This window comes from Oceanisphaera avium (assembly GCF_002157875.1).
Lineage (GTDB): Bacteria > Pseudomonadota > Gammaproteobacteria > Enterobacterales > Aeromonadaceae > Oceanimonas > Oceanimonas avium.
In genome coordinates this window covers 17,735-42,374 of record NZ_CP021376.1, presented here as the reverse complement: position 1 = coordinate 42,374, position 24,640 = coordinate 17,735, and the positions used below count along the sequence as shown (strand labels likewise).

The 24,640-nt window shown below is 48.3% G+C and carries 22 protein-coding genes; 2 read left to right on the top strand and 20 right to left on the bottom strand.

The features are described 5' to 3' along the window. Positions 1–12: 12 nt before the first annotated feature. Entirely contained in the window at positions 13–3,903 is a 3,891-nt protein-coding gene (purL, locus tag CBP12_RS00190) for a phosphoribosylformylglycinamidine synthase (RefSeq protein WP_086961824.1), read from the bottom strand. Positions 3,904–4,220: 317 nt separating this feature from the next. On the opposite strand from purL, the gene mltF reads away from it, so the two are divergent. After that, on the top strand, positions 4,221–5,756 hold the full coding sequence (gene mltF / locus CBP12_RS00185) for a membrane-bound lytic murein transglycosylase MltF (protein ID WP_086961822.1): 1,536 nt from the start codon (positions 4,221–4,223) through the stop codon (positions 5,754–5,756). A 37-nt stretch (positions 5,757–5,793) separates the two neighbouring features. Further along, entirely contained in the window at positions 5,794–5,961 is a 168-nt protein-coding gene (locus tag CBP12_RS13420; RefSeq protein ID WP_157420013.1) for a hypothetical protein, read from the top strand. Positions 5,962–6,084: 123 nt separating this feature from the next. Here CBP12_RS13420 and der read toward each other — a convergent pair whose 3' ends face one another. The 19 genes from der to nlpI form a co-directional block, all read right to left on the bottom strand. Next, a complete protein-coding gene (gene der / locus CBP12_RS00180; protein ID WP_408634979.1) occupies positions 6,085–7,620 on the bottom strand; it encodes a ribosome biogenesis GTPase Der in 1,536 nt (511 codons plus the stop codon). Between the two features lie 91 nt (positions 7,621–7,711). After that, the gene (gene bamB, locus CBP12_RS00175) at positions 7,712–8,875 is read right to left on the bottom strand and encodes an outer membrane protein assembly factor BamB (protein ID WP_408634978.1); all 1,164 of its coding nucleotides are present in this window, start codon (positions 8,873–8,875) and stop codon (positions 7,712–7,714) included. 2 nt (positions 8,876–8,877) lie between these two features. After that, on the bottom strand, positions 8,878–9,522 hold the full coding sequence (locus CBP12_RS00170; RefSeq protein WP_086961816.1) for a YfgM family protein: 645 nt from the start codon (positions 9,520–9,522) through the stop codon (positions 8,878–8,880). Beyond that, a complete protein-coding gene (gene hisS / locus CBP12_RS00165; RefSeq protein ID WP_086961814.1) occupies positions 9,512–10,795 on the bottom strand; it encodes a histidine--tRNA ligase in 1,284 nt (427 codons plus the stop codon). Before hisS ends, CBP12_RS00170 begins: the two co-directional genes overlap by 11 nt. 89 nt (positions 10,796–10,884) lie before the next feature. After that, the gene (ispG, locus tag CBP12_RS00160) at positions 10,885–12,003 is read right to left on the bottom strand and encodes a flavodoxin-dependent (E)-4-hydroxy-3-methylbut-2-enyl-diphosphate synthase (protein ID WP_086961812.1); all 1,119 of its coding nucleotides are present in this window, start codon (positions 12,001–12,003) and stop codon (positions 10,885–10,887) included. A gap of 14 nt (positions 12,004–12,017) precedes the next feature. Beyond that, the gene (locus CBP12_RS00155; RefSeq protein WP_086961810.1) at positions 12,018–12,974 is read right to left on the bottom strand and encodes a RodZ domain-containing protein; all 957 of its coding nucleotides are present in this window, start codon (positions 12,972–12,974) and stop codon (positions 12,018–12,020) included. Between the two features lie 476 nt (positions 12,975–13,450). Next, a complete protein-coding gene (locus tag CBP12_RS00150) occupies positions 13,451–14,569 on the bottom strand; it encodes a bifunctional tRNA (adenosine(37)-C2)-methyltransferase TrmG/ribosomal RNA large subunit methyltransferase RlmN (RefSeq protein ID WP_086961808.1) in 1,119 nt (372 codons plus the stop codon). A gap of 155 nt (positions 14,570–14,724) precedes the next feature. Next, the gene (locus CBP12_RS00145) at positions 14,725–16,251 is read right to left on the bottom strand and encodes a nucleobase:cation symporter-2 family protein (RefSeq protein ID WP_086961806.1); all 1,527 of its coding nucleotides are present in this window, start codon (positions 16,249–16,251) and stop codon (positions 14,725–14,727) included. 346 nt (positions 16,252–16,597) lie between these two features. Then, positions 16,598–17,029: a nucleoside-diphosphate kinase gene (gene ndk / locus CBP12_RS00140; RefSeq protein ID WP_086961804.1), complete on the bottom strand. Its 432-nt coding sequence runs from the start codon at positions 17,027–17,029 to the stop codon at positions 16,598–16,600. Between the two features lie 196 nt (positions 17,030–17,225). Beyond that, on the bottom strand, positions 17,226–17,426 hold the full coding sequence (iscX, locus tag CBP12_RS00135) for a Fe-S cluster assembly protein IscX (protein WP_086961802.1): 201 nt from the start codon (positions 17,424–17,426) through the stop codon (positions 17,226–17,228). 21 nt (positions 17,427–17,447) lie between these two features. Then, positions 17,448–17,786: an ISC system 2Fe-2S type ferredoxin gene (fdx, locus tag CBP12_RS00130; protein ID WP_086961800.1), complete on the bottom strand. Its 339-nt coding sequence runs from the start codon at positions 17,784–17,786 to the stop codon at positions 17,448–17,450. Between the two features lie 2 nt (positions 17,787–17,788). Continuing rightward, positions 17,789–19,630, bottom strand: coding sequence for a Fe-S protein assembly chaperone HscA (gene hscA, locus CBP12_RS00125; protein ID WP_086961798.1), 1,842 nt, complete (start codon positions 19,628–19,630; stop codon positions 17,789–17,791). Between the two features lie 5 nt (positions 19,631–19,635). Next, positions 19,636–20,154 (bottom strand): co-chaperone HscB, encoded by a 519-nt coding sequence (gene hscB / locus CBP12_RS00120; RefSeq protein ID WP_086965230.1) that lies wholly within the window; start codon positions 20,152–20,154, stop codon positions 19,636–19,638. Positions 20,155–20,193: 39 nt separating this feature from the next. Continuing rightward, positions 20,194–20,517, bottom strand: coding sequence for an iron-sulfur cluster assembly protein IscA (iscA, locus tag CBP12_RS00115; protein WP_086961796.1), 324 nt, complete (start codon positions 20,515–20,517; stop codon positions 20,194–20,196). A gap of 11 nt (positions 20,518–20,528) precedes the next feature. After that, positions 20,529–20,915, bottom strand: a complete 387-nt coding sequence (gene iscU / locus CBP12_RS00110) for a Fe-S cluster assembly scaffold IscU (protein WP_086961794.1) — start codon at positions 20,913–20,915, stop codon at positions 20,529–20,531. Between the two features lie 37 nt (positions 20,916–20,952). After that, positions 20,953–22,167 (bottom strand): IscS subfamily cysteine desulfurase, encoded by a 1,215-nt coding sequence (locus CBP12_RS00105; protein ID WP_086961792.1) that lies wholly within the window; start codon positions 22,165–22,167, stop codon positions 20,953–20,955. Positions 22,168–22,276: 109 nt separating this feature from the next. Beyond that, positions 22,277–22,735: a Fe-S cluster assembly transcriptional regulator IscR gene (gene iscR / locus CBP12_RS00100; protein WP_086961790.1), complete on the bottom strand. Its 459-nt coding sequence runs from the start codon at positions 22,733–22,735 to the stop codon at positions 22,277–22,279. Between the two features lie 78 nt (positions 22,736–22,813). Continuing rightward, complete coding sequence (trmJ, locus tag CBP12_RS00095; RefSeq protein ID WP_086961788.1) at positions 22,814–23,548, bottom strand: tRNA (cytosine(32)/uridine(32)-2'-O)-methyltransferase TrmJ; 735 nt, start codon at positions 23,546–23,548, stop codon at positions 22,814–22,816. 163 nt (positions 23,549–23,711) lie between these two features. Next, positions 23,712–24,596 carry a lipoprotein NlpI gene (nlpI, locus tag CBP12_RS00090; protein WP_332454888.1) on the bottom strand — a complete coding sequence of 295 codons (885 nt, stop codon included), beginning with the start codon at positions 24,594–24,596 and terminating at the stop codon, positions 23,712–23,714. Between the last annotated feature and the right edge of the window lie 44 nt (positions 24,597–24,640).

Sequence of the window (24,640 nt, the reverse complement as noted above, 5' to 3'; positions counted from 1 at the left end):
TTTGACTAGGCATTAGCCAAGATGTTTGCGGGCATTGCGAAATATTCGCATCCAAGCACCATCTTCGCGCCAGTCATCGGGATGCCAGGAGTTAGCGACGGTGCGAAATACCCGCTCGGGATGGGGCATCATAATAGTGACGCGCCCATCTTGGTTAGTTAATCCTGTAATGCCATTTGCCGAGCCATTCGGATTAAAAGGATATTGCTCCGTAGCCTTAGCGTGGTTATCCACAAAACGCAGCGCGACCGTGCCACTATTTTCAATGGCCTGTAAGTCAGCATTTAAAGGTTGAATGCGACCTTCACCATGAGAAACCGCAATCGGCATTCTTGAACCCGCCATGCCAGATAAGAATAAGCTTGGCGACTCTTGAACTTCCACTAAGCTAAAGCGTGCCTCAAAGCGCTCTGATTGGTTACGCACAAAGTCTGGCCAATGACTTGCTCCTGGAATAAGGTCACGCAAGCGAGACAACATCTGACAGCCATTACACACACCGAGCGCAATGGCATCGGGGCGAGCAAAGAAGTCAGCAAATTGGGCGCGCAATGCGTCATTAAATAGCACCGACTTCGCCCAGCCACCACCCGCACCGAGTACGTCACCATAAGAGAAACCGCCACACGCCACTAAACCGGCAAACTCATCTAAGCGATAACGACCGCTTTGTAAGTCACTCATGTGCACATCTATGGCTCTAAAGCCGGCGCGGTCAAAAGCGGCCGCCATTTCCACATGGGAGTTAACGCCTTGCTCTCGCAAGATGGCCATGGCTGGCTGCACGCCTTTAGCAATAAAGGGCGCGGCTATGTCTTCTTTAGGATCAAAGCTAAGTGAGGCTGACAAGCCTGGATTATCTTCAGCTAATTGCGCTTCGTACTCAGCTTGAGCTGAGGCGGGATTATCACGTAACAGCTGCATCTGATAGCTAGTTTCAGACCACAAACGGCGCAGCTCTGTGCGTGACTCGCTATACACAGTGTTGCCCGCAAAGTTAAAGCGTACTTGATTAGTGAGGTTAGGTTTACCAATCACATGGCTGCACGCCGCTAAGCCATGGCCAGCTAAACAGGTAAGCACCGCTTCTTTATCGGCTTGGCGCACTTGCAGCACGGCGCCGAGCTCTTCATTAAACAGCGTACTTAAGTGATCGGCACCTAAGGAGTCCAGCTCGATATCAAGACCGGTATTTCCGGCAAACGCCATCTCTACTAAGGTCGTAAATAAGCCGCCATCACCACGGTCGTGATAAGCCAATAGCTTATGGTCGCTAACCAAGGTTTGCATGGCATAGAAGAAGCTCTTTAGCTGTGCTGCATTGTCTAAATCGGGCGGCGTATTACCTAATTGGCGATACACTTGTGCCAATGCTGAGGCACCGAGGCGATTTTTGCCATTGCCCAAGTCCACCAAGATAAGATTGGTATCGCCTAAGTCAGTACGTAACCAAGGAGTGAGCGTACTGCGTACATCGCTCACTCGGGCAAAGGCGGTGATGACTAATGACAAGGGAGAGGTGACCGACTTATCTTCGCCATCTTGCGTCCAGCTGGTTTTCATGGACATGGAGTCTTTACCCACGGGCACCGTGAGCTCAAGCTCCGGACACAGCTCTTCTCCTACCGCTTTTACCGCTTCATACAGACCGGCATCTTCGCCTGGGTGGCCTGCGGCTGACATCCAATTAGCAGACAACTTAATATTTTTAAGCTCAGCAATTTGGCTGCCGGCAATATTAGTAATGGCTTCGGCCACGGCTAAGCGCGCCGAGGCACCATAATTAAGCAAGGCCACCGGTGCCCGCTCACCTAATGACATCGCCTCACCGGCATAAGTGTCATAGCTGGCAGCCGTCACTGCACAATCGGCAACCGGTACCTGCCAAGGGCCCACCATTTGATCTCGTGCCACTAAACCGGTAACAGTTCGATCGCCTATGGTAATTAAGAAGCTCTTATCCGCGACGCTGGGCAGTGTTAGCACTCGCTCTGCGGCATCTCTTAAAGAGATGTTACTTAAGTCTAACGCCGGACTGTGATGCTGAGTAGTAATGGCATCACGCTGCATTTTGGGCGCCTTGCCTAATAAGACATCCAGCGGCATATCGATGGGTTGATTATCAAAATGACTATCGTGCAAGCTTAAATGACGCTCTTGCGTCGCCTCGCCCACTACGGCAAAAGGGGCCCGTTCGCGCTGACAAATCGCCTCAAATTCAGCTAAGCGCTCTGGCGCTACCGATAACACATAGCGCTCTTGAGACTCGTTACACCAAATTTGCAGCGGGCTCATCCCTGGTTCATCGTTAGGAATATCCCGCAGCTCAAAGCGCCCGCCTCGATTTGCATCATTGACTAACTCTGGCATGGCATTAGATAAGCCACCGGCGCCCACATCGTGGATAAATTGAATAGGGTTGTTCTCGCCCATCGCCCAGCAGCGGTCGATGACTTCTTGACAACGACGCTCCATCTCTGGGTTTTCACGCTGAACCGACGCAAACTCCAGCTCTTCACTTGACTCACCCGAGGTCATACTGGAGGCCGCCCCGCCGCCTAAGCCAATGTTCATGGCAGGGCCACCTAAGACAATAAGCTTGGCGCCGACGGTAATTTCGCCTTTTTGTACATGCTCAGCGCGAATATTACCTAAGCCGCCGGCCAGCATAATGGGCTTATGATAACCGCGTACCTCTTGCCCATTAAAGCTCGAGACTTTTTCTTCAAAAGTACGAAAATATCCCAGCAAGGCCGGGCGGCCAAATTCGTTATTAAAAGCCGCGCCGCCTAAGGGCGCCTCCAGCATAATATCTAGAGCACTGACGATGCGCTCAGGCTTACCAAAGTCTTGCTCCCAAGGGCGCGCATAGTTAGGAATTTTCAAATTTGATACGCTAAAGCCCACTAAGCCGGCTTTTGGTTTAGAGCCACGCCCGGTCGCACCCTCATCGCGAATTTCCCCGCCGGAGCCCGTCGAGGCGCCAGAAAAAGGGGCAATAGCCGTAGGATGGTTATGGGTTTCTACTTTCATCAAGATATGAATATCTTCTTGATGATAATCGTATTCACCTGAGTCAGGTTTTGGGAAGAAACGTCCCGCTTTGGAGCCCTTCATCACAGCGGCATTATCTTTATAAGCAGATAACACTTGCTCTGGTACTTGCTGGTGGGTGTTTTTAATCATGCCAAACAGTGATTTAGGCTGCTCTACACCATCGATGATCCAATCGGCATTAAATATTTTATGGCGACAATGCTCTGAGTTTGCTTGGGCAAACATATAAAGCTCAATGTCATTAGGATTGCGTCCAAGCTCACTAAAGCCAGCAAACAAGTAATCAATTTCATCTTCTGCTAGGGCTAAACCGAGGCGCACATTGGCCTCAACCAGTGCCGCACGCCCTTCCTTAAGCACATCAACCGCCGTCACAGGTGCAGGCTCTGCTTCTACAAACAAGCAACTGGCTTGTTCTAGATTATCGAAGGTGGTTTCAGTCATGCGATCAAAAAGCAGCGCTTTAATGGCGCTCAGCTCAGCCTCACTGGCTGAGCGACTCATCGTTAGGTAATAGCAAATACCGCGCTCAATTCTAGCCACTTGGTGTAAACCACAGTTATGGGCAATATCGGTGGCTTTTGTTGACCAAGGAGAAAGCGTGCCGGGGCGTGGGGTCACCACCACCAAGATGCTATCGCTACTTGGTTTAATAGCTTGAGCAGGGCTGTCGAGTAATTCGCTGAGGGTATTGCGGGTGTCGGCCTCGAGGTTGGCGTTCAGTGCAACAAAGTGTACATATTCGGTTTCAATTTCAGCTAACGGTAGCGCTTGTTGCTGAGCTTGGCGAACCAAGGCTTGGGTTCTAAAACCGGACAAGGCGGGTAAGCCGCGCAGTATTTCCATAGTGGCAATTCTCAAAGCTGAGTGAATGGGGGATGAGAAGTTGCGCTATTATAGGTTTCCCCCACAGCCGTGTCGACGTCCATTTAGGCTCGCCTTAGTTAGCGAGAGCGTTTTAGCCATTTATGGCCTTAATTTGGCGCAGTTAAGTCGGCGTGAGTGCGCCAAGCAAAGAGCCGCCTCTGCGTTAAGTGCGCGCTGTTAAGCCATATAGTTAAGGGTTCGTATAAATCCATTTGCTAATAAAGACACGGCTTTTCCTGACGTCGTGCCCCACATCTGTTATAAAATGCGCAATTAATCGTAAGGAGGGGCGAATTTTGCGCCAGCTTGTTTTATCGACACTCTTCTTAATTAGCAGCGTTTTTTTGCTAGGCTGTGACAGCTCTTCCATCACTCATAACCAAGTTGCTCTTATTCAAGAGCGAGGTACGCTGCGTGTTGGTACCTTATATCACCCTCTCTATTATTTTTTGCGCGAGGGCCAAGCCGAGGGTTTAGATTTTGAGTTAGCCGAGCAATTTGCACACTTTCTTGATGTAGAGCTGCAAATGGTACCCGCCTTTAGCTTAGATGAGCTGTTTGCCCTATTAGATACTGGCCAAGTAGATATGCTGGCCGCCGGCTTAACCAATACGCCACAGCGCCGAGCGCATTATCGATTTAGCCCCAGTTATTATCACATTACGCCTACTTTGGTGTATCGAACTGGCACCCCGCGACCTAAGGAACTGAGCCAAGTGACAGGCACTATTTCGGTGATGGCCGGCTCCAGCCAAGGCCAGCGCTTAGCAAAGGCGGCTAACGCTAGTGACACACGCCTACCTTGGCGCTGGCAAGCTCATTTGGATAGCGATGAAGAAGACTTATTGCGCCAAGTGGCCGAACAAGAAACGGATTACACCTTAGTAGCCGATATTATTTTGGCTAGAACTCAGCGCTATTATCCTAACATTGCCTCGGCATTTTCATTAGGCGCGCCGCTGCCGGTGGCTTGGGTGTGGGATAAGCGCATGGATGATAGTGCCATGGCAGCAATGCTCGATTTTTTTGCCCAACAAGTGGATGTGGGCACCTTAGCGCGCTTACATGAGAAATACTTTGGCCATGTTCAGCAATTTGATTATGTGGACACCCGTACCTTTTTAAGCCGTATTGAGAGTTTACTACCTCGCTATCAACCCTTATTTGAACGCCATGCTGGTGAGCTTGATTGGCGCTTACTGGCCGCTATTAGCTATCAAGAGTCCCACTGGGATCCTAAGGCACAGTCTTATACGGGCGTACGCGGCATGATGATGCTTACCGAAGACACGGCAAAATTAGTAGGAGTAGACAATCGTTTGGATGCAGAGCAAAGCATCCGCGGCGGCGCTCAATATTTAAGCTCGTTAATGACGCGCTTGCCTGAGTCTATTCCAGAGGCTGAGCGTATTTGGTTTGCTATGGCCGCCTATAATATTGGCCTAGGGCATGTATTAGATGTGCGCCGTCTCACCCAGCAATTAGGCCAAAATCCAGATGCCTGGGCCGAGGTTAAAGAAAATTTACCGCTGTTGCACCAGCCAAAGTGGTATAATCAAACCCGTTATGGTTATGCTAGAGGGCGCGAAACTAAGCAATTTGTAAATAATATTCGTCAATATTATCAAAGCTTATTGTGGCAAGATAATGCCCAAACTGACGCTCGCATCAGCCTTGAGTCGCCTGTTAAAACGTCTAAAGACAGCCAGTTATCTGCCCAAGCGCAAGAAAACGTAGCGCGGGCGCCTTCTGTAAAAAACACATCGGCGCCTCAAGCCAAACCAGCATCCGCTAATACCTTATCTTTATCTGAGGAAATTGTAGCCGATTAACAGCCAATGAATGGCACTAAAAATATAAGGACCTAACATGCAAAAACGCAAACAGAATGTAATAAAGCAGCGTAAAACCGTGTGGGCTTCACGACGCAATATTTTAATGAGAAAGGTACGGCATAAAATTTTACGCCGCAATCACGCCTACTTTTTAACGATGACCGAGCACAACTGCGCTCAAGCGCCCACCGAGCAGCCATAAAGCACCGTTATATAGGCTGGGTCTAGACGAGAGCGAGCACTCAGTGGCCCAATAAAAAGACCCCCAAAGCATACACCAGGCTTGGGGGTCTATTAATAAACAGCCGTGATTAAAGCTGCTTAATTATTTTTTCTTCTTATTAAACTTCATCAAGCGCTTACGTTTGCGCATTTGGTTGGGCGTTAATTTATTTTTAATGCCCTCATAAGGGTTTTCGCCTTCGTTAAATTCAACTCTAATAGGGGTGCCCATCATTTGTAAAGAGCGACGGAAATAGTTGATTAAATAGCGCTTATACGACTCTGGCAAAGATTTAACTTGGTTGCCATGCACAATAATTCGCGGCGGGTTATAACCGCCGGCATGGGCATATTTGAGTTTAATACGACGCCCACTCACTAAAGGCGGTTGGTGCTCATCTTGCGCCATCATCATAATACGCGTCAGCATAGAAGTATTAACGCGCTTAGTAGCAGAAGCGTACGCCTCTTTTACCGACTCAAATAAATTACCCACGCCACTGCCGTGCAGTGCCGAAATAAAGTGCAGGCGGGCAAAGTCAATAAAACCTAACCGGCGATCGAGCTCGCGCTTAATATCCTCACGGGCATCATCTGCTAAGCCATCCCATTTATTGACGGCCAACACGATACTGCGCCCAGCATTGAGCACAAAGCCTAATAAACTTAAGTCTTGCTCAGAGATCCCCTCGCGGGCATCCACTACTAATAAAACGACGTTAGCATCTTCAATGGCTTTAAGAGTTTTGATCACCGAGAATTTTTCAACGGTTTCATTCACTCGTCCCCGTCGGCGCACGCCTGCCGTATCAATTAAGATATAATCTTGTTCATCGCGCTGCATCGGAATATAGACCGAATCGCGGGTGGTACCGGGCTGGTCATATACCACCACCCGCTCTTCGCCTAATATGCGGTTGGTTAGCGTTGACTTACCCACGTTAGGACGCCCCACAATGGCCAACTTAATGGGTAAGTCGGCAAATTGCTGTGCCTCTTCTTCATTAGCTTCATCCATCACGCTGAGCAAGTCTTGAATTTGGTGTTCATCCAAGTCTGAAAAATCAAATTCTTCTTCCGCCTGCTCTGCGTCGACTTCCAGCTGTGCTTCGGCGATGGCACTTTGTTGTTGTTGCTCAAGCGCCAGCTCTTCTAATTGCGGTGCCAGCGCAATTTCTATTAAGCTCAGCACGCCGCGCCCGTGAGTGGCGGCAATGGGGTAGACTTCGCCTAAGCCTAATTGATAAAACTCACTCACCGCCGAGTCGGCATCGATGCCATCGGTTTTATTCACTACTAACAAAGTGCGTTTGTGGCAACGGCGCAGGTGCGCGGCAATGCCTTCATCGGCAGAGCTTAAGCCTGCCCGGCCATCAACCATAAATAACACCACATCGGCTTCATCGATAGCCGCCAAAGATTGCGCCGCCATTTGCAGCTCTATGCCCTCTTCGGTACCGTCAATCCCGCCGGTATCAACCACAATGAACTCCAGCTCGCCAATTTTGGCTTGGCCATATTGTCGGTCGCGGGTTAAGCCGGGAAAGTTAGCAACAAGGGCATCTCGGGTGCGGGTTAAACGGTTAAATAAAGTGGACTTACCCACATTAGGGCGCCCCACTAGCGCTACCACTGGCATCATAAAATCTGTCTCCAAAAAACAATAACGGCTCCTGATCGCGGATCAGGAGCCGATGGTGTGTCTTAACTTATGCTCAACTAGCCTAGGCTCAGGGTTGGTCTATGGCCAACAAATCACCACTGCGGCTTTGTACATAAAGTCGATTACCGGCGACCACAGGAGCCACATATAAGCCCTTGCTATCAATACGTTGTAAGGATTTTAACTTACCGGTTTGGCTATCAAACCAGTACAGATACCCTTCATCGTCACCGGCCACCAGATAATCACCAAACACCACAGAAGCTGTCAGCTGGCGGTTTTCTAATTCGGTATTTGACCAAACTTCCATGCCGCTGCGCGCATCAACTGCAAACAAATGACTACGGCTATCGCTAATAAACAGCAAGCGCCCATCTGTACTTAGATCCTGAGAGCCCTGATATTGGCGCTTCCACAATTCTTGGCCAGAAATTAACTGATGAGCAGTTAGTTGGCCATTATAAGCGATAGCGAACAGAATATCGCCTAAAATCACGGGTTTGGCCGCCACATCCACCATGCGCTCTAACTCAGTAGCACCTCTTGGATTAGCAATACGGGTATCGCGCACTGGCTGGCCCGTCGCTAATAGCGCAATGCCTAAGCGACCATCAGCACGGCCATATAATACCGCGCCACCGGCGGTAACCGGGGTGGCTTGGCTGCGCAATGTCAGGCTAGGTTGTTCATTACGCAACTGCCATTCCTGCTCGCCACTACTTGAGTTAAGTGCCACTAAATGACCGGAGCTGGTATGGACCACTACCTTGCCCTCATCCACGGCGGGCGCTGCTAACACTTCACCGGCCACGGTTTTGGCCCACAACAGCTCACCCTCAGCTTGGCTAACGGCGTAAACCACGCCATTTTCTGAGCCAAAATACAAGTTGCCATAGGCGGCGGTTAAGCCTCCGGCAATTCTAGGGCTGCGTTGATTATCATTAATGGCAAGCTTATCGATGCGCAGCTGCCACTGACGCTTACCAGTGTCTTTATCAAAGGCGGCTAATACGCCATCGCGCGACGCGGCAAATATACGTTCGCCCTCAACCACTGGGCTAAGCTGGGAATAATATTCGCCCACGCCGTTACCGACGGAGCTTTTCCATAACGGTTTAGTATTTAAGGTATTAGCCACCTCAGGCAAGGGGCTCGCGGGGCGCAAGTCGGGTTGGCTGGAGCAGGCGCTTAGCGCCAAGCCTAGCAAAGCGACGGTAAAGGTTTTTCGCAATATCATGCTTTATCACTCGCACTTGGGCTAACAGCTAAATTATCTAATTTAAGCTTCAGCGCTGGATTATTGTTTAAGCCACCGGCTTCTTCTGCTGCTTGATAGGCTTGATAGGCGTCGCGGCTTTTACCTTGTTGGGCATACAAATCCCCTTGAATTTCACTACGCTGAGCACTAAAAGCGGGCTCTTTAACCTCATTTAGCTGCGCTTGGGCTTCATCCGCCTTATCTTGGGCTAATAAAACCCGTGCTAAGCGCAGGCGTATTGTATTATTTAAAATCGGGTCTTTATTACTGGCTAATGCCTGCTCCAATTGTTGTTGGGCAAGCGGTAATTGATCATTGCTCGCCGCTTGGGCGGCTAACAATAAGGCCGCCAGCTCGGCATAACTGTTGCCTTGATTTTGTTCAACAAAAGTTGCCACATCTTCAAAAGCATCAGCGCCTTGGGTCGCCAGTTGATTGCTAATACTGATGTAGCTTTGTGCCGCATTAGCACGCGTGGTGACTTGATGCTCCTGATAATAGCGCCAGCCAAAGATGCCGCCTAAGCCAATCACAGCGCCTAAAATAATGGACTTACCGTATTCTGACCACCAGCGCTTAAGGGTTTCGAGTTGTTGTTCTTCTGTGCTATTAAAGTCCACTGATATCACCTGTTAGCTGTGCAATAAGTTGATCAAGCGCCACAGTCTGTTGTTCAGCTTGGCCGCGTAAATATTTAATGGTCACTTGTGAATGTGCAACTTCATCTTCACCTAAAATTAAGGCGATGCTAGCTCCGCTCTTATCGGCGCGTTTTAATTGCTTCTTAAAGTTACCGCCACCACAGTGGCTGAGCACTTTTAAGGTGGGGAAATGATCACGCAATTGCTCGGCTAAGGCAAAACCTGCCGCCTGGGTGCCCTCTCCCATAATGGCGATATAAATATCGGCAAGAGCAGGCTCTGAGCTGGGCGCTTGCAGCGTTTCTAGTAATAACACTAAGCGCTCCATGCCCATAGCAAAGCCCACGGCTGGGGTCGCTTGGCCACCTAATTGTTCCACTAATCCATCATAGCGACCACCACCACAAACTGTCCCTTGTGCGCCTAAGCTGTCGGTCACCCATTCAAAGACCGTGAGGTTGTAATAATCTAAGCCACGCACTAAGCGAGGGTTAATTTCAAAGGTAATGCCTGCGGCGGTGAGCAAGTCGGTGAGGCCTTTAAAGTGGGCGTGAGTGGCTTGCCCAAAATAATCGCTCAGCACAGGAGCATCGGTGAGCAGTGCTTGAACTTGTGGGTTTTTACTGTCGAGTACGCGCAGCGGATTAGTATGTAAACGGCGCTGGCTATCTTCATCAAGCTGCTCAAAATATTGCTCAAGATAGCTCACTAGTGCTTGGCGATAGGCGGCGCGCTCATCAGGCTGGCCTAGACTATTAAGTTGCAACACTAAGTGCTCACTGACGCCAAGTTGTTGCCAAAGGCGCGCGGTCAGCATGATGACTTCGGCATCAATATCGGGGCCATGCAAGCCAAAGACTTCCAATCCAAATTGATGGAACTGACGGTAGCGGCCTTTTTGTGGGCGCTCATAGCGAAACATGGGGCCCATGTACCACATGCGTCGCTCTTGGTTGTATAACAAGCCGTGCTCAATGCCTGCGCGCACGCAACCGGCGGTGCCCTCGGGGCGCAGCGTCATGCTTTCACCATTGCGATCGTCAAAGGTATACATTTCTTTTTCGACGACATCGGTCACTTCACCAATGGCACGGCGAAATAAGCCGGTGCTTTCCATGATCGGCATACGCATTTCGCTATAGCCGTAACTCGCCATGAGTTGGCGCAAAGCTTGCTCGGCCTGTTGCCAAATAGGTGTTTGCTCAGGAAGGCAGTCGTTCATGCCACGAATTGCTTGGATCTTTTTTGCCACAACGTATCTCTATTTATTAGGTATCAGCTTGTATTAGCTAGCTGCTGGGGAGAAATGAACCTGGGATCAGCGCGCCTCACAGCCTTAGATTATTTATGTTCAATAATGGCAATTCGCGAATTTGGATCCATCTTGGCAGCCTTAGCACGAATGCGCTTTTCTAGCGCGTCCACCAAGCTTACGTTATCCAGTCGTCCGACTCGCTCACCGCCTTCATATAAAGCACTTTTGCGCTGGGCACCGGCAAGCCCTAAATCAGAAATTAATGCCTCACCCGGCCCATTCACTACACAGCCAATAATGGATACATCCATCGGCAGCACTAAATCTTCTAGGCGCTGTTCAAGCTCGTTCACTGTGCTTATCACATCAAATTCTTGGCGTGAGCAAGACGGACAGGCAATAAAGTTAATGCCGCGCGAGCGAATGCGTAGTGACTTTAAAATATCAAAGCCGACTTTAATTTCTTCTACGGGATCGGCGGCCAATGACACCCGCAACGTATCACCAATGCCCTCACTTAATAACATGCCTAAGCCGATAGCCGACTTAACGGCGCCAGAGCGAAACCCACCGGCTTCGGTAATGCCTAAATGCAGTGGCTGTTCAATTTGGCGAGCAAGCTCGCGATAGGCGCCCACGGCTAAAAAAACATCGGAAGCTTTAACGCTCACTTTAAATTGATCGAAATTTAGACGATCAAGAATATCGACGTGGCGCATTGCTGACTCCACTAAGGCAGCAGAGGTAGGCTCTCCATATTTTTCTTGAATATCTTTTTCAAGGGAGCCGCCATTGACTCCAATACGAATAGGAATGCCTTTATCGCGCGCACAATCTACAACAGCGCGAATACGGTCTTCTCGTCCAATATTACCCGGATTAATACGCAAGCAATCGGCGCCATATTCGGCTACTTGTAGTGCAATACGATAGTCAAAATGAATATCCGCCACTAAGGGCATGGTGGTGCCCGCTCGAATAATTTTAAAGGCTTCAGCCGCTTCCATGGTGGGCACAGAGATACGCACGATATCCGCGCCCACTTTTTCTACGGCACGAATTTGTGCCAAGGTAGCTTCTACATCTGTGGTTAGGGTATTAGTCATGGTCTGTACTGTGATGGGCGCATCGCCGCCCACCAATACCGAGCCCACGCGAATTTGCTTAGAGCGCCGGCGTACTATGGGAGTCTCAGGTAAGGACATGGTTTACTCTTAAATCAAGATTTCGGTACTGTCAGTCGGGCTGCCCGACCGGCGTTGAATGAAGATAAGTCCACTTTTTCATTTAAGTACTCTAAGCGTACCGCACTGGGCACCCCTAAGATTAACTTAAAGGGCGGCTCACCTTCTAATGCCAAAGATTGCTCAGCTTTTTTAACGCCTTCACTTAATACTTTTCCTTGGCTATCGGTAATTTTTATCCAACAATCATCACTAAAGCTCAAACTTAATAAGCGCGCATTAGCAGGCGGTGAAACAGCAGCGTCATCCGTCTCTTCACTATCATTTATTTCAGCAGCTGGCTCATTAACCGCTCCCTCATCAGCTGGTGCTGAACCGTCAATAATGGGCTCAGTGGGAAGCTCGCCTGCTTCATCCACTTGTGAGCTGCTCAGTGATGAGCTAGGCACTGGGCCTTCGGCTGGGCTAAGAACACTGTCATCGGGACTAAGTACGCGATCAGTGTCATTGCTTGGCGCAGAGGTGCTCACTTCTCGGTCGGGTTGTAACTGGCGGTCTTGTTGATTAGCACCTTCATGCCACCACCAATAAATTAATGAGCTCAGTAAGCCTAAAAATACCAGCCAACTAATACGCTTTAGCCATTTATCACTGGCTTGTTGGCGCGTTTTTTTAGAAAAGCTTTTCATGGGCACGGCAGATTTAAACTGCTCATGACTCATGCTATCGAATGCGGCGAGTGCTTGAGCTTCTGGCACGCCCACCACTTTAGCGTAAGCTTTAACGTAACCGCGCAAAAAAGTCAGTGCGACACCGGCTTTGTAATTATCACTATCAATGGACTCAATTACGGCCAAGCGCAAATTAAGTCGGCGCGCCACATCAACTTGGGTCCAGCCTTTCGCTTCTCGAGCTTGGCGCAGCGCCGAGCCCGGGCCTGAACTGAGGGTTACATCAGCCTGAGGCTGAGAATCTGTGTCATTTGTAATCATTTGATAACGATCGCCTAGCCTGTTCTGAGTCTGGAAATAACCAAGCCCTAGCCACTGGTTTGCCATCAAACCGTAAGTGGGCAGGGATAGGAATGCTAACCATCAACGATAAGTGAAGCCAAGTTATTCTGCCACGTCGCTCCGTGCAGGGGAATAACCCACTCCAGCGCAATCTAATTCACTACTTTAATTAATATCGGCATATTAGCTTTGGCCGACTAATGGCGCTATTTAAATACTGGTTGCAGCGTCAAGCTTAAGCGAAGAGATGACACCTGTAGCGAATAAGCTAGAGTCATGCGCTTTAGCCAAGCCTCATGCTACGCTACCCTTTAACCGCTAGCTTATCATAATATGCGCTGAGTGCTGCTTCTTAAACCTGACAGCTAGCCTACATTATCGTTCCCCAATATTAACAAATAATAGCAATCGCTTAATTTATGATCACAAACTGTAACTTCTACGCTCGTGTTGTTTTAGAGCATAGTCACGGCAATAGCGCCTTGCTGTTGCTGCTTTTTCTGAGTGCGCTTAGTGCGATCAATTACATCTCCCACTAACTGACCACAGGCAGCATCGATATCGTCGCCGCGGGTTTTACGAATCGTTACCGTATTGCCATATTGCATCAAGACTTTATTAAAGCGGTCGATGCGACTATTACTGGGCTTTTCATAGTCGTTATCAGGAAACGGGTTAAAAGGGATCAAATTAATTTTACAAGGTAAGTCTTTTAATAATTGCGCTAATTCATGGGCATGCTGCATGTCATCATTCACATGATCAAGTAACACATACTCTATGGTGACCTTGCCTTGGTTGGCCGTAGACTTACTGATGTAATTACGAATACTGGCGATTAAACTGGCGATATTATACTTATCATTAATAGGCATAATTTCTGAGCGCAGCGCATCATTAGGCGCATGTAAAGAAACGGCTAATGCCACATCTATCATATCGGCCATTTTATCCAGTGCCGGAACAACGCCAGATGTGGATAAGGTAACGCGACGCTTAGAGAGCCCAAAGCCATAGTCTTCCAGCATTAAGCTCATGGCAGGCACCACATTATTAAGGTTCAGTAAGGGCTCGCCCATGCCCATCATTACCACATTGGTAATGGGTTTGCGCCCACTGTCACGGATAAAGCCAACGCGACTGGCTGCTCGCCACACCTGGCCAATAATTTCTGATACTTTTAAGTTGCGATTAAAGCCTTGCTGGGCGGTTGAGCAAAAAGTACAAGCTAGCGCACAACCTACTTGAGAGGACACGCATAAAGTGGCGCGATCGCCATCGGGAATATAAACAGTTTCTACTTCTTGATCGCCAACTTGCATCGCCCATTTTATGGTGCCGTCATCCGAGATTTTTTCAACGCTAATCTCTGGCGCCCGGATCTCTGCTGTTGCTTGTAACTTAGCTCGCAACACCTTGTTGATGTTGGTCATTTGTTCAAAATCGTCACAACCGAAGTGATAGATCCATTTCATCACTTGATCGGCTCGAAATGGCTTCTCGCCTAGTTCATTAAAGAACCCACGCATGCCATCACGATCCAGATCCAGCAGGTTTATTTTTGTTTCGCTCATTCGGTTGCCTCTTGCTTTTAGAACAGAGCCGTTAGGGCGCAAAATTGTACAGAATTTACTAGCATCTTGCCAGTCATGCCCTTTATAAAGCGCACTTAAGAACGCTGGTCTCTAACATAAAAAAGCCGCCAAAGTGGCGGCTTAATCGCTATCTTTTAATGAGGAGGAGTGCTTGGCTTGTGAGGAGGTGAGTTTTTGTCTGAGGTGGGCATAGTTGGCTCACTCACCACTTCTATTTCATTGCCTTCTATATCAAACAATTTTCCCGCCGTAAAATAATCACCCTCCGATAAATGCTTAAGGGCTTCGGGGCGAATACTGCGCTCGGTGCCTGCTGCAAATACTGACTGTTGATCGGAGTTACCTAACGTGATGTGATTAAATAATAAGTTCAGCAAAATCGCCATAATCGCAGTAGAGCTAATACCGGAGTGAAAAATGGTAGCAAACCAATTAGGAAAATCATGATAAAAACTGGGCGCAGCTATCGGCAACATGCCAAACCCAATGGAGGTGGCCAAAATAATCAGATTCATATTGTTGTGATAGTTCACTTTAGCAAGGGTACGAATACCACTGGCGGCCACAGTGCCAAATAACACAATCCCTGCCCCACCTAACACCGCCGTAGGCACAGTAGCAATGACTCGCCCCATAATGGGCAACAAACCTAGAATAACTAAAATAAGGCCAGCAAAAGACACCACAAACCGACTTTTCACTCCGGTTACCGCCACTAAGCCAACGTTTTGCGCAAAAGCACTTTGTGTGAAAGAGCCAAAGAACGGTGCTATCACACTGGAGATCATATCGGCGCGCAAGCCATCACCTAACCGACGCTCATCCACTTTAGTATCAATGATATCGCCGACGGCTAAAATATCTGCCGAGGTTTCAACCAAGATCACCAGCACCACAATAAACATAGAAATAATAGCGGCAATTTCAAAGGTAGGCGCACCAAAGTGAAACGGCGTAGGAAAAGCAAACAGCGGCCCTTGCATCACCTTAGCAAAGCTGACTAAGCCCATAGCCCATGCCGCTATTGTACCAATGACCATCGCCAGCAAAATTGATAACCGGCTAATGGCTGCATTCCCAAGCTTACTCAATAATAATACTAAGCCCAGCGTTAATCCCGCTAGCCCAATATTGGTCATGCTGCCAAAATCTTCAGCCTTACTATTGCCGCCCATGGCCCAACGCGCCGCCACCGGCATTAATGTTAAGCCAATGGTAGTGATCACCGCCCCCGTGACTAAAGGCGGGAAAAACTTAATAATTTTTGAAAAAATCGGAGTGATCAAAAACCCAATGAGGGAAGCGGCAATGACAGCACCAAATACCGAAGCCAAGCCCCCACCAGAAGTAACGATTGCCACCACAGTCGCCACACTGGCAAAGGACACGCCTTGTACTAAGGGCAGCTGGCAACCAAAAAAAGGCACCCCCAGCGTTTGTAATAAAGTGGCCAATCCACCCACAAACAGCGAGGCGGCAATAAGCAAACCAATTTCAGCAGAGGTTAAGCCCGCTGCCTGCCCCACAATCAATGGTACGGCGATAATACCGCCATACATGGTTAATACGTGTTGAAAGCCATAGGCAATATTGGCGAGTATCCCTAAATTTTCATCTTCGGGTCTGGCTTTGGCGCCGTGCGTACTGGATTGACGTGTCATTATATTGCTTCCTTGCAAATTAAATTAATGTAGTAAAGAGGTGGCCAAATAATGAATTATGTTATTTTAAATGTAAATATTTTTTACATAAAAATATAAAAAATTAACTTACTTTATCCTGCTATAAGCCAGCGAGCGCGAAAGAAGCAAAGCAAGAGAAAGAGTGGGTGCAAGGCGGGTAACAATAGAAGTAAAAATTTAAGATAATGAGATTAAGAAACTAAGCCGCTAAGTCATTACTAGGATAAATTTAGCTCATTAGTGCCTAGAATAAGCAGCGGTAAAAAACATGAAAATGAGGGATAAAAAAAGGAGCCGAAGCTCCTTTTTTAACATTAGCAACTCATTAACGAGTGCGTGGGCACAGCTCTTCGTCGCTAAAGAAATAAGCGATTTCACGGGCTGCAGAAGCAGGCGCATCTGAACCATGAACCGCGTTTTCATCGATGCTGTCGGCATAATCTGCACGCAAGGTACCGGCAAGTGCGTCAGCTGGGTTGGTGGCACCCATAATTTCACGATGGCGTAATACTGCATTTTCCCCCTCTAATACGCTCACCATCACCGGACCTGACGTCATAAACTCAACCAAAGCGTTAAAGAAAGGACGCTCGCTGTGCTCAGCGTAGAAACCTTCGGCTTTTGCCTTGTCCAAGTGCACCATTTTTGCAGCTACCACTTTAAGACCGGCTGCTTCAAAGCGCTGGTAGATTGCGCCCACTAAGTTTTTTGCTACTGCATCAGGCTTGATGATAGAGAAAGTACGTTCGATAGCCATCTTGATTCCTTAATAGATTAACCGAGGTTCAGGTTTAAAACGGCGCAATTATACGTAAAAGCCGCCCCACTTCATACCGCTTGCTCATAATTTAATTCTGCTGTCGATTAAAAATTGAAAGCATTCTTTTTTAAACACTAAAGCCACGGCACTACACCGTGGCTTTTACTGGCAACTGCTTGCTGGGTGTTATGAGTTAATCAAACTCATCCATCCAAATCATGATCACCGCTTCTAATAGTCCTTCATTAGAGCGGCTAGGATCATCATCAAAGTTTTCTAATTCACAAATCCATCGGTGCAAATCAGTAAAACGCACCGTTTTAGGGTCGGTATCGGGATAGGCTTCTAGCAAGTCTAGCGCTATGTCGCGACTGTCGGTCCATTTAAGGCTCATTATCTACTCCATTGCGCTTATTTACTGGCTTTCAGACACCATATTGACCGTGTACTTAGGGATTTCTACTACTAAGTTTTCATCTACTGGCCGAGTTTGACAACCTAAGCGAGACTCAGGCTCTAAGCCCCACGCTTTATCTAGCATGTCATCTTCTAGCTCGCTGCTTTCTTCTAGCGAGTCAAATCCCTCACGCACTATGATATGACACGTGGTACAGGCACACACTTTTTCACAAGCATGCTCAATTTCAATGCCATTGCGCAGTGCGGCATCCAATACTGTCTCATTGGGCAGAGTGTCTACCTCGGCGCCGTCTGGGCACAACTCTGGATGAGGTAAAAATACAATCTTAGCCATAATTACACCTTATCTACTCGTTGTCCGGCTAAGGCCCGGCGAATGGAGGCATCCATGCGTCGAGCGGCAAAATCAGCCGTTTGTTGATCTGTTTGCTCAATCGCTTGCTTAATGGCAGCAACATCATCAAGGCGAGCTGCGTCTTCTAGTTTGGTTACCTCGGCGGTAATAGCGCCATACTCAGACTCGCTAAGCAAGTCCGCATCGGCGGCTAGCGCACTGTTAATATTTTCAATAACTCGCGCCGCTTCTACCTTTTGTTCCGCCAACATGCGTGCTTCTATATCTTGTTTGGCATGTTCAAATGAAGCGCTAAGCATGGCACTGATTTCACTTTCATCTAAGCCATAAGAGGGTTTTACTTCAATGTCTGCTTGCACACCGGAGGATTTCTCCATAGCACTGACTGACAATAGGCCATCTGCATCCACTTGGAAGGTAACCAAAATATGGGCCGCGCCCGCTGCCATCGGCGGAATATCGGTTAAGTTAAAGCGCGCCAGTGAGCGACAATCACTCACCAACTCTCGTTCACCCTGCAACACATGAATGGCCATCGCCGTTTGCCCGTCTTTAAAAGTAGTAAACTCTTGCGCGCGCGCGACCGGAATTGTGGTGTTACGGGGAATAACTTTTTCTACTAAACCGCCCATGGTCTCTAAGCCAAGAGAAAGCGGAATAACATCCAGCAATAACATGTCGGTGTCAGGCTTATTACCAATCAGCACATCGGCTTGAATAGCCGCGCCAATGGCCACCACTTTATCGGGATCTAGGCTGATAAGCGGCTCGGTGGCAAAAAACTCGCCCACTCGAGTACGTACTAATGGCACGCGGGTAGAGCCACCCACCATCACCACCTCTTGCACTTCACTCGCACTCACGCCTGCATCTTTTAGGGCACGACGACATGCACTTAGCGTTTTATTTACCCAAGGTAAAATAAGGGCATCAAATTGCGCTCGGCTCAGCGTACCTTGCCAACCTTGCCAGCTCACCGAGACACTCTCTTGTGAGGTTAAGCTTTGCTTAGTGGCACAGGCGACATCTAATAAGTTACGTTGCTGGCTGGGCGTGAGTTCGTTGAGTTGCGCTTGTTGTTGAATCCAATCCGCCAATACATGGTCAAAGTCATCGCCGCCCAATGCCGAATCACCACCGGTGGCTAATACTTCAAACACGCCACGGTGCAGGCGCAAAATTGAGATATCAAAGGTGCCGCCACCTAAGTCAAATACCGCAATTACGCCCTCTTGTCCCGAGTCTAACCCATAAGCAATGGCTGCCGCCGTAGGCTCATTAAGCAAACGTAATACATTTAAGCCTGCTAATTGCGCGGCATCTTTAGTGCCTTGACGCTGGGCATCATCAAAGTAGGCGGGCACGGTTACCACTACACCCTGTACCGGATTGCCTAAACTTTGCTCGGCACGCTCGGCTAAGACTTTTAAAATCTCAGCAGAGACTTGCACCGGATTAACCACGCCTTGCGGCGTTTTAAGGTTAATCATGCCGTTATCTGTTTCGGCAAAGACATACGGCAAGCGTTGGCGAGGAACATCCGCCAAGGCCTTACCCAGTAAGCGTTTAACAGAAGAAATGGTGTGCTGGGGATCTTGGTCTGCTTCGTGCTTAGCCTCATGGCCCACGCGTAGCGTTTGCTCCCCATAGTGCACTACAGAGGGAAGCAGCTCTCGGCCTTGGGCATCGCTGAGTGTTTCTGCGACTGAGCTGCGCACCACAGCGACTAAAGAATTGGTGGTACCTAAATCAATGCCCACTGCCCATTTATGTTCATGGGGGGCCGCACTTTGGCCCGGCTCAGATATTTGTAGTAATGCCATTAGGGTTAGAAGTCCTGCTGTGCATCTTCCAAACGTTCGAGTTCGGCATGCAATTTTGTCATGAATTTAAGTTTACGAACGGTATCGGCTGCCTCTTGCCAAGCGGCCTGCGTAAGCTGGTGGCTCAACTGCCCATAATAGTCTTGGCTGGCTTGCTGTAACTCTTGCTCAAACGCCAGAATTGCCGCTAGTACATCTGGGGCGTGGGACAGCTCTTCTAACTGTTCTCGCCACTCCATCTGTTGCATTAAAAAGGCAGGATCTTTAAGCGTTTGCTGCTCGGCGTTTAACTCAACGCCATGTAAGGAAAGCAGATATTGAGCGCGATTGAGGGGGTTTTTAAGCGTGGTGTACGCATCGTTAATGCGCGCCGCACCTTGTACTGCTTGCAAACGCTCGCGCTCTGAGTGGGCAGCAAATTTATCTGGATGGAACTGCTTTTGCAGCGTCCGATAGGTGTCAGCCAAGGCATGACTATCGACGTCAAATTGCGGACTAAGGCCAAATAACTCAAAGTAGTTCATGGCCTGTCCAAGGTGAGTGACTGCTGTCATGCCAAGTCCTTAAACGTTAAAACTTTCGCCGCATCCGCATTCACCGTCTTTATTAGGGTTATTGAATTTAAAACCTTCATTAAGCCCTTCTTTGGCGAAGTCGAGTTCGGTACCGTCTAGATACACCAAGCTTTTGCTATCGACGATCACCTTTACGTCGCCATGCTCAAACACTTGATCGCCTTCAGCCAGTTCATCGACAAATTCTAAAACATAAGCAAGGCCCGAGCAGCCAGAGGTTTTCACCCCTAAGCGCAAACCTAAGCCTTTGCCTCTACTAGTCAAGAAAGTCTGCACGCGTTGTGCCGCGGCATCAGTAATGGTGATCGCCATGGTGTCTCCGTTTACGCTATATTTTTCTTTTTCTTATAATCATCAATCGCCGCTTTAATCGCATCTTCTGCCAAAATTGAGCAGTGGATCTTCACCGGCGGTAACGCCAGTTCTTCGGCAATATCAGTATTTTTTATGGTGCCCGCTTCTTCTAAGCTTTTGCCCTTCACCCACTCGGTGATAAGGGAGCTAGAAGCAATCGCTGAGCCACAACCATAAGTCTTAAACTTGGCATCTTCAATGATACCGGCATCGCTGATTTTAAGCTGCAGCTTCATTACGTCACCACAGGCGGGAGCCCCTACCATACCGGTGGCAATGCTAGGGTCATTTTTATCAAAACCGCCGACGTTACGGGGGTTTTCATAGTGATCTATTACTTTTTCGCTGTAAGCCATGATTTAATCCTCACCCATCTTTAATGGTTTAGACACCTTAATGGTGTGCCCATTCAACTTGATTCAAATCTATTCCGTCTTTAAACATTTCCCAAAGCGGAGACATATCGCGCAAACGTCCGATGGCTTCATTGACTAACGCTATGGTGTAATCAATTTCGGCTTCGGTGGTAAAGCGACCAATGCTAAAACGGATAGAACTATGTGCCAGCTCATCATTTAAGCCCAGCGCGCGCAATACATAAGAAGGCTCTAAACTGGCAGACGTACAGGCAGAGCCGGAAGACACGGCCAAGTCTTTTAACGCCATGATTAATGACTCACCTTCTACATAGGCGAAACTGATATTAAGAATACCGGGCACTTTATGATCCAAGTCACCATTGACATACACTTCTTCAATGTCTTTCAGGCCATTATATAAACGCTGACGCAGTGCTAAAATACGCTCGGCTTCGCTGTGCATTTCTTCTTTAGCAATACGCAGTGCTTCACCCATACCCACAATTTGGTGAGTAGCGAGCGTGCCAGAGCGCATGCCCCGCTCGTGACCACCGCCGTGCATTTGTGCTTCTAATCGCACGCGAGGCTTACGAGACACATACAGCGCACCTATGCCTTTAGGGCCGTAGGCTTTGTGGCCAGAAATAGACAGCAAGTCGATATTCATGTCTTTTACATCAACATCGATTTTACCGACACTTTGTGCACCATCCACATGGAACATGATTTTACGACTACGGCATAATTCACCAATCGCTTTCACATCTTGGATAACGCCCGTCTCATTATTCACGTGCATGATACTGACCAAAATGGTGTCGTCACGCAGTGCGTTTTCAATTTGTTCTAGGGTAAATAAACCACTTGGCTGAGGCTCTAAGTAAGTGACTTCATAGCCTTCACGCTCTAACTGGCGGCAAGGATCGAGTACTGCCTTGTGCTCAGTCTTTGAGGTAATAATGTGTTTACCTTTTCTACCGTAGAAATTAGCGATGCCTTTAATGGCTAAGTTATCAGACTCAGTGGCACCCGAGGTGAAGACAATCTCACGCGGGTCGGCATTAATTAAATCGGCAATTTGGTTACGAGCGATATCAACACGCTCTTCTGCCTGCCAACCGAAACGGTGGGAGCGAGAAGCGGGGTTGCCAAAAACGCCATCTAACGTTAGGCATTGCATCATCTGTTCGGCAACACGTGGATCTACCGGGCAGGTAGCCGCATAGTCGAGGTAAATGGGCAGTTTCATGTTATTCTCCATTACGACGCTGCTTGGTTGGCAGTCTTGTCATCGACATTTAACACTAAAAGTTAGGCTCAATTGCTGCTGTTGTTAGTTGACTAATTCCAGAGTTGAATTAATTCAGCGTCAACAGACTTAAAGTATTATCGGGTTGTTCGGGTAGGCGGCGTTTAGTTTGCTGATTAACCAGCTCCGCTAAGCTAATGCCTTCTAAAAAGTCACTAATGCGATCACTTAAGGCACACCACAAGGTATGGGTTAAGCATTGACTGCCATTATGACAATCTCCTTTCCCTTGGCATTTAGTGGCATCTACCGACTCATCAACGGCCACAATAATGGCGCCCACTGATATGGCAGCACGGGACTTACCTAATAAGTAGCCACCGCCTGGGCCGCGCACACTGCTCACTAAGCCATGTTTGCGCAGGCGAGCAAAAAGCTGCTCAAGATAAGACAGCGAGATGCCTTGTCGCTCAGAAATGTGGGCTAGCGATACAGGCCCTGCATCACAGTGCAAGGCTACATCCAACATGGCTGTTACTGCATAACGCCCTTTTGATGTTAGTCTCATCTGATTTCACCCTTTCAAATAGGGCTTCAGATTGCCATACCCGAGTAAATCAGTCAAGTATTAACCCGACTAAAACACTCAACTATTCTCTTCTGGAAAACGCTGCTTTCTTTGAATAGACGTTAAGATGCCGCGCCAAATATTAAGCTCTTGTTCTTCGGGTCGAGCGCGATTAAAAAAGCGACGTAATTTCGTCATTATTTGACCAGGATGAGCCTTAATAATGAAGCCGCTTTCCAGTAATGTCTCTTCTAAGTGCTGGTAAAAACGCTCTAGGTCTGCCGCTAAAGGATACTCACGCTCAGGCTCAGTGGCAGAAGTAGTAGCGGCTAACCACGCCATGCGCACTTCATAACTTAAGGTCTGTACGGCCATGGCTAAGTTAAGCGAGCTGTAATCAGGATTAGCGGGAATCGCCACATGAAATTGACATAAATGCAGCTCATCATTACTTAAGCCGGTACGCTCACGACCAAAGACTAAGGCCACTTTATGTTGCGGCGCTTCTTGCAGCGCTTGCTCACCGGCTTGGCGGGCATCTAACATCGGCCAAGCAAGGGTGCGCGAACGTGCGCTCGTCCCTATCACTAAGCCGCAATCGGCCACTGCTTCTTCAAGGGTGTCGACAATGCGTGCCCGCTCTAGTACATCATGCGCACCGGCGGATAAGGCGATGGCTTGTTCATCAATAGCGCCAACGGGGTCGACTAACCACAGCTCGGTGAGGCCCATGGTTTTCATGGCGCGCGCGGCAGAGCCGATATTACCGGTGTGTGAGGTATTAACTAATACAATGCGGATTTGCTCAAGCATAACTAGCAGGTCCAAGGGTGCTTAAGGGAAAGAAGTTTACCACAGTCCTCGGCGGCTGTATGTGCTTAAAGGGCGAGATAAAAAAGCGCCGCACTTAGCACTAACCTGCAAGTCACAGCTAAATTAAGGCAATAAACCAAGCGCTAAGCACTTGGTTTATTGGTTATTCTATTAAAGTGAAGCCTTCGGCTTCTTCTGTTATTAAGTCCAATTCTAATAAAGCGTATCTGTGCTCCACAAAGTCATAGACGTTGGTGGCCACCGCTAATTTAAAATAGACTTCAGCTTGTTGATATTCATTATTATGTTGAGCACGTTTACCTAAATAAAAATAGGTTTCGCATAAGCGCTCAGCCAATTCTTGGTTATCGACACTTTCTTCAACGATGCGATCCAATAATTGCTCTTCGTTAATAGTGCCTAAATACAGATTGATTAAATCCCATGACCAATCATCGCTAGCATATTGTGCCTGATAGAGCTTTAAGGTCTTAAGCGCGGCTTTAGCATCTACTTTTTCTAAGGCTAAATACCACCACAATACGCGATAGGGGTCGGTGGGCTCTTCATCAAGAAATAACTTAAGATCTGACACCGCTAATGCTGGACGCCCACCATAATAAAGCGCTATGCCGCGGTTTAAATTGGCGTAGCTATAATCAGGTGCCAGCTCCAGTGCAGAGTCAAAGGATTCGTACGCTTCGTCAAAGTCCTGATTTTGCGTTAAATACACGCCATTAAGATTATAGGCATCGGCAAAATCGGGCCGCTCGCGCAGCGCTCGATTAAAATCTAAGCGAGCCATGGCCCTTAAGCCGACGCGATCGAAAATAACACCGCGTTGAAAAAACAATTCAGCACGTTGCTGTGGCGTAAGGCCAGGCGAATTAAGCATTTGCCCCAATCGAGCAATTCCCAGTTCACTTTCGTACGACACTTGCATGGGAATGGGCAACACCAGCGTTGATTTAACGATTTGTGGTGCGCTGCATCCTAGCAAGAAGCACGTTACTAAAGCTAAAGGGCCGAGCAATAATCTGTGGTTCAAGACGGCTCCGAACTTGTCTCATTATCAACTCATGTTATGCAGCT

Bases quoted from the DNA above. Each gene is read 5' to 3' on its own strand.
- purL (WP_086961824.1), bottom strand. From the start codon at position 3,903: ATGGAAATACTGCGCGGCTTACCCGCCTTGTCCGGTTTTAGAACCCAA.
- CBP12_RS13420 (WP_157420013.1), top strand. From the start codon at position 5,794: ATGCAAAAACGCAAACAGAATGTAATAAAGCAGCGTAAAACCGTGTGG.
- der (WP_408634979.1), bottom strand. From the start codon at position 7,620: ATGCCAGTGGTAGCGCTAGTGGGGCGCCCTAATGTGGGTAAGTCCACT.
- ispG (WP_086961812.1), bottom strand. From the start codon at position 12,003: ATGTCCTTACCTGAGACTCCCATAGTACGCCGGCGCTCTAAGCAAATT.
- CBP12_RS00155 (WP_086961810.1), bottom strand. From the start codon at position 12,974: ATGATTACAAATGACACAGATTCTCAGCCTCAGGCTGATGTAACCCTC.
- CBP12_RS00150 (WP_086961808.1), bottom strand. From the start codon at position 14,569: ATGAGCGAAACAAAAATAAACCTGCTGGATCTGGATCGTGATGGCATG.
- CBP12_RS00145 (WP_086961806.1), bottom strand. From the start codon at position 16,251: ATGACACGTCAATCCAGTACGCACGGCGCCAAAGCCAGACCCGAAGAT.
- ndk (WP_086961804.1), bottom strand. From the start codon at position 17,029: ATGGCTATCGAACGTACTTTCTCTATCATCAAGCCTGATGCAGTAGCA.
- iscX (WP_086961802.1), bottom strand. From the start codon at position 17,426: ATGAGCCTTAAATGGACCGACAGTCGCGACATAGCGCTAGACTTGCTA.
- fdx (WP_086961800.1), bottom strand. From the start codon at position 17,786: ATGGCTAAGATTGTATTTTTACCTCATCCAGAGTTGTGCCCAGACGGC.
- hscA (WP_086961798.1), bottom strand. From the start codon at position 19,630: ATGGCATTACTACAAATATCTGAGCCGGGCCAAAGTGCGGCCCCCCAT.
- hscB (WP_086965230.1), bottom strand. From the start codon at position 20,154: ATGAACTACTTTGAGTTATTTGGCCTTAGTCCGCAATTTGACGTCGAT.
- iscA (WP_086961796.1), bottom strand. From the start codon at position 20,517: ATGGCGATCACCATTACTGATGCCGCGGCACAACGCGTGCAGACTTTC.
- iscU (WP_086961794.1), bottom strand. From the start codon at position 20,915: ATGGCTTACAGCGAAAAAGTAATAGATCACTATGAAAACCCCCGTAAC.
- CBP12_RS00105 (WP_086961792.1), bottom strand. From the start codon at position 22,167: ATGAAACTGCCCATTTACCTCGACTATGCGGCTACCTGCCCGGTAGAT.
- iscR (WP_086961790.1), bottom strand. From the start codon at position 22,735: ATGAGACTAACATCAAAAGGGCGTTATGCAGTAACAGCCATGTTGGAT.
- trmJ (WP_086961788.1), bottom strand. From the start codon at position 23,548: ATGCTTGAGCAAATCCGCATTGTATTAGTTAATACCTCACACACCGGT.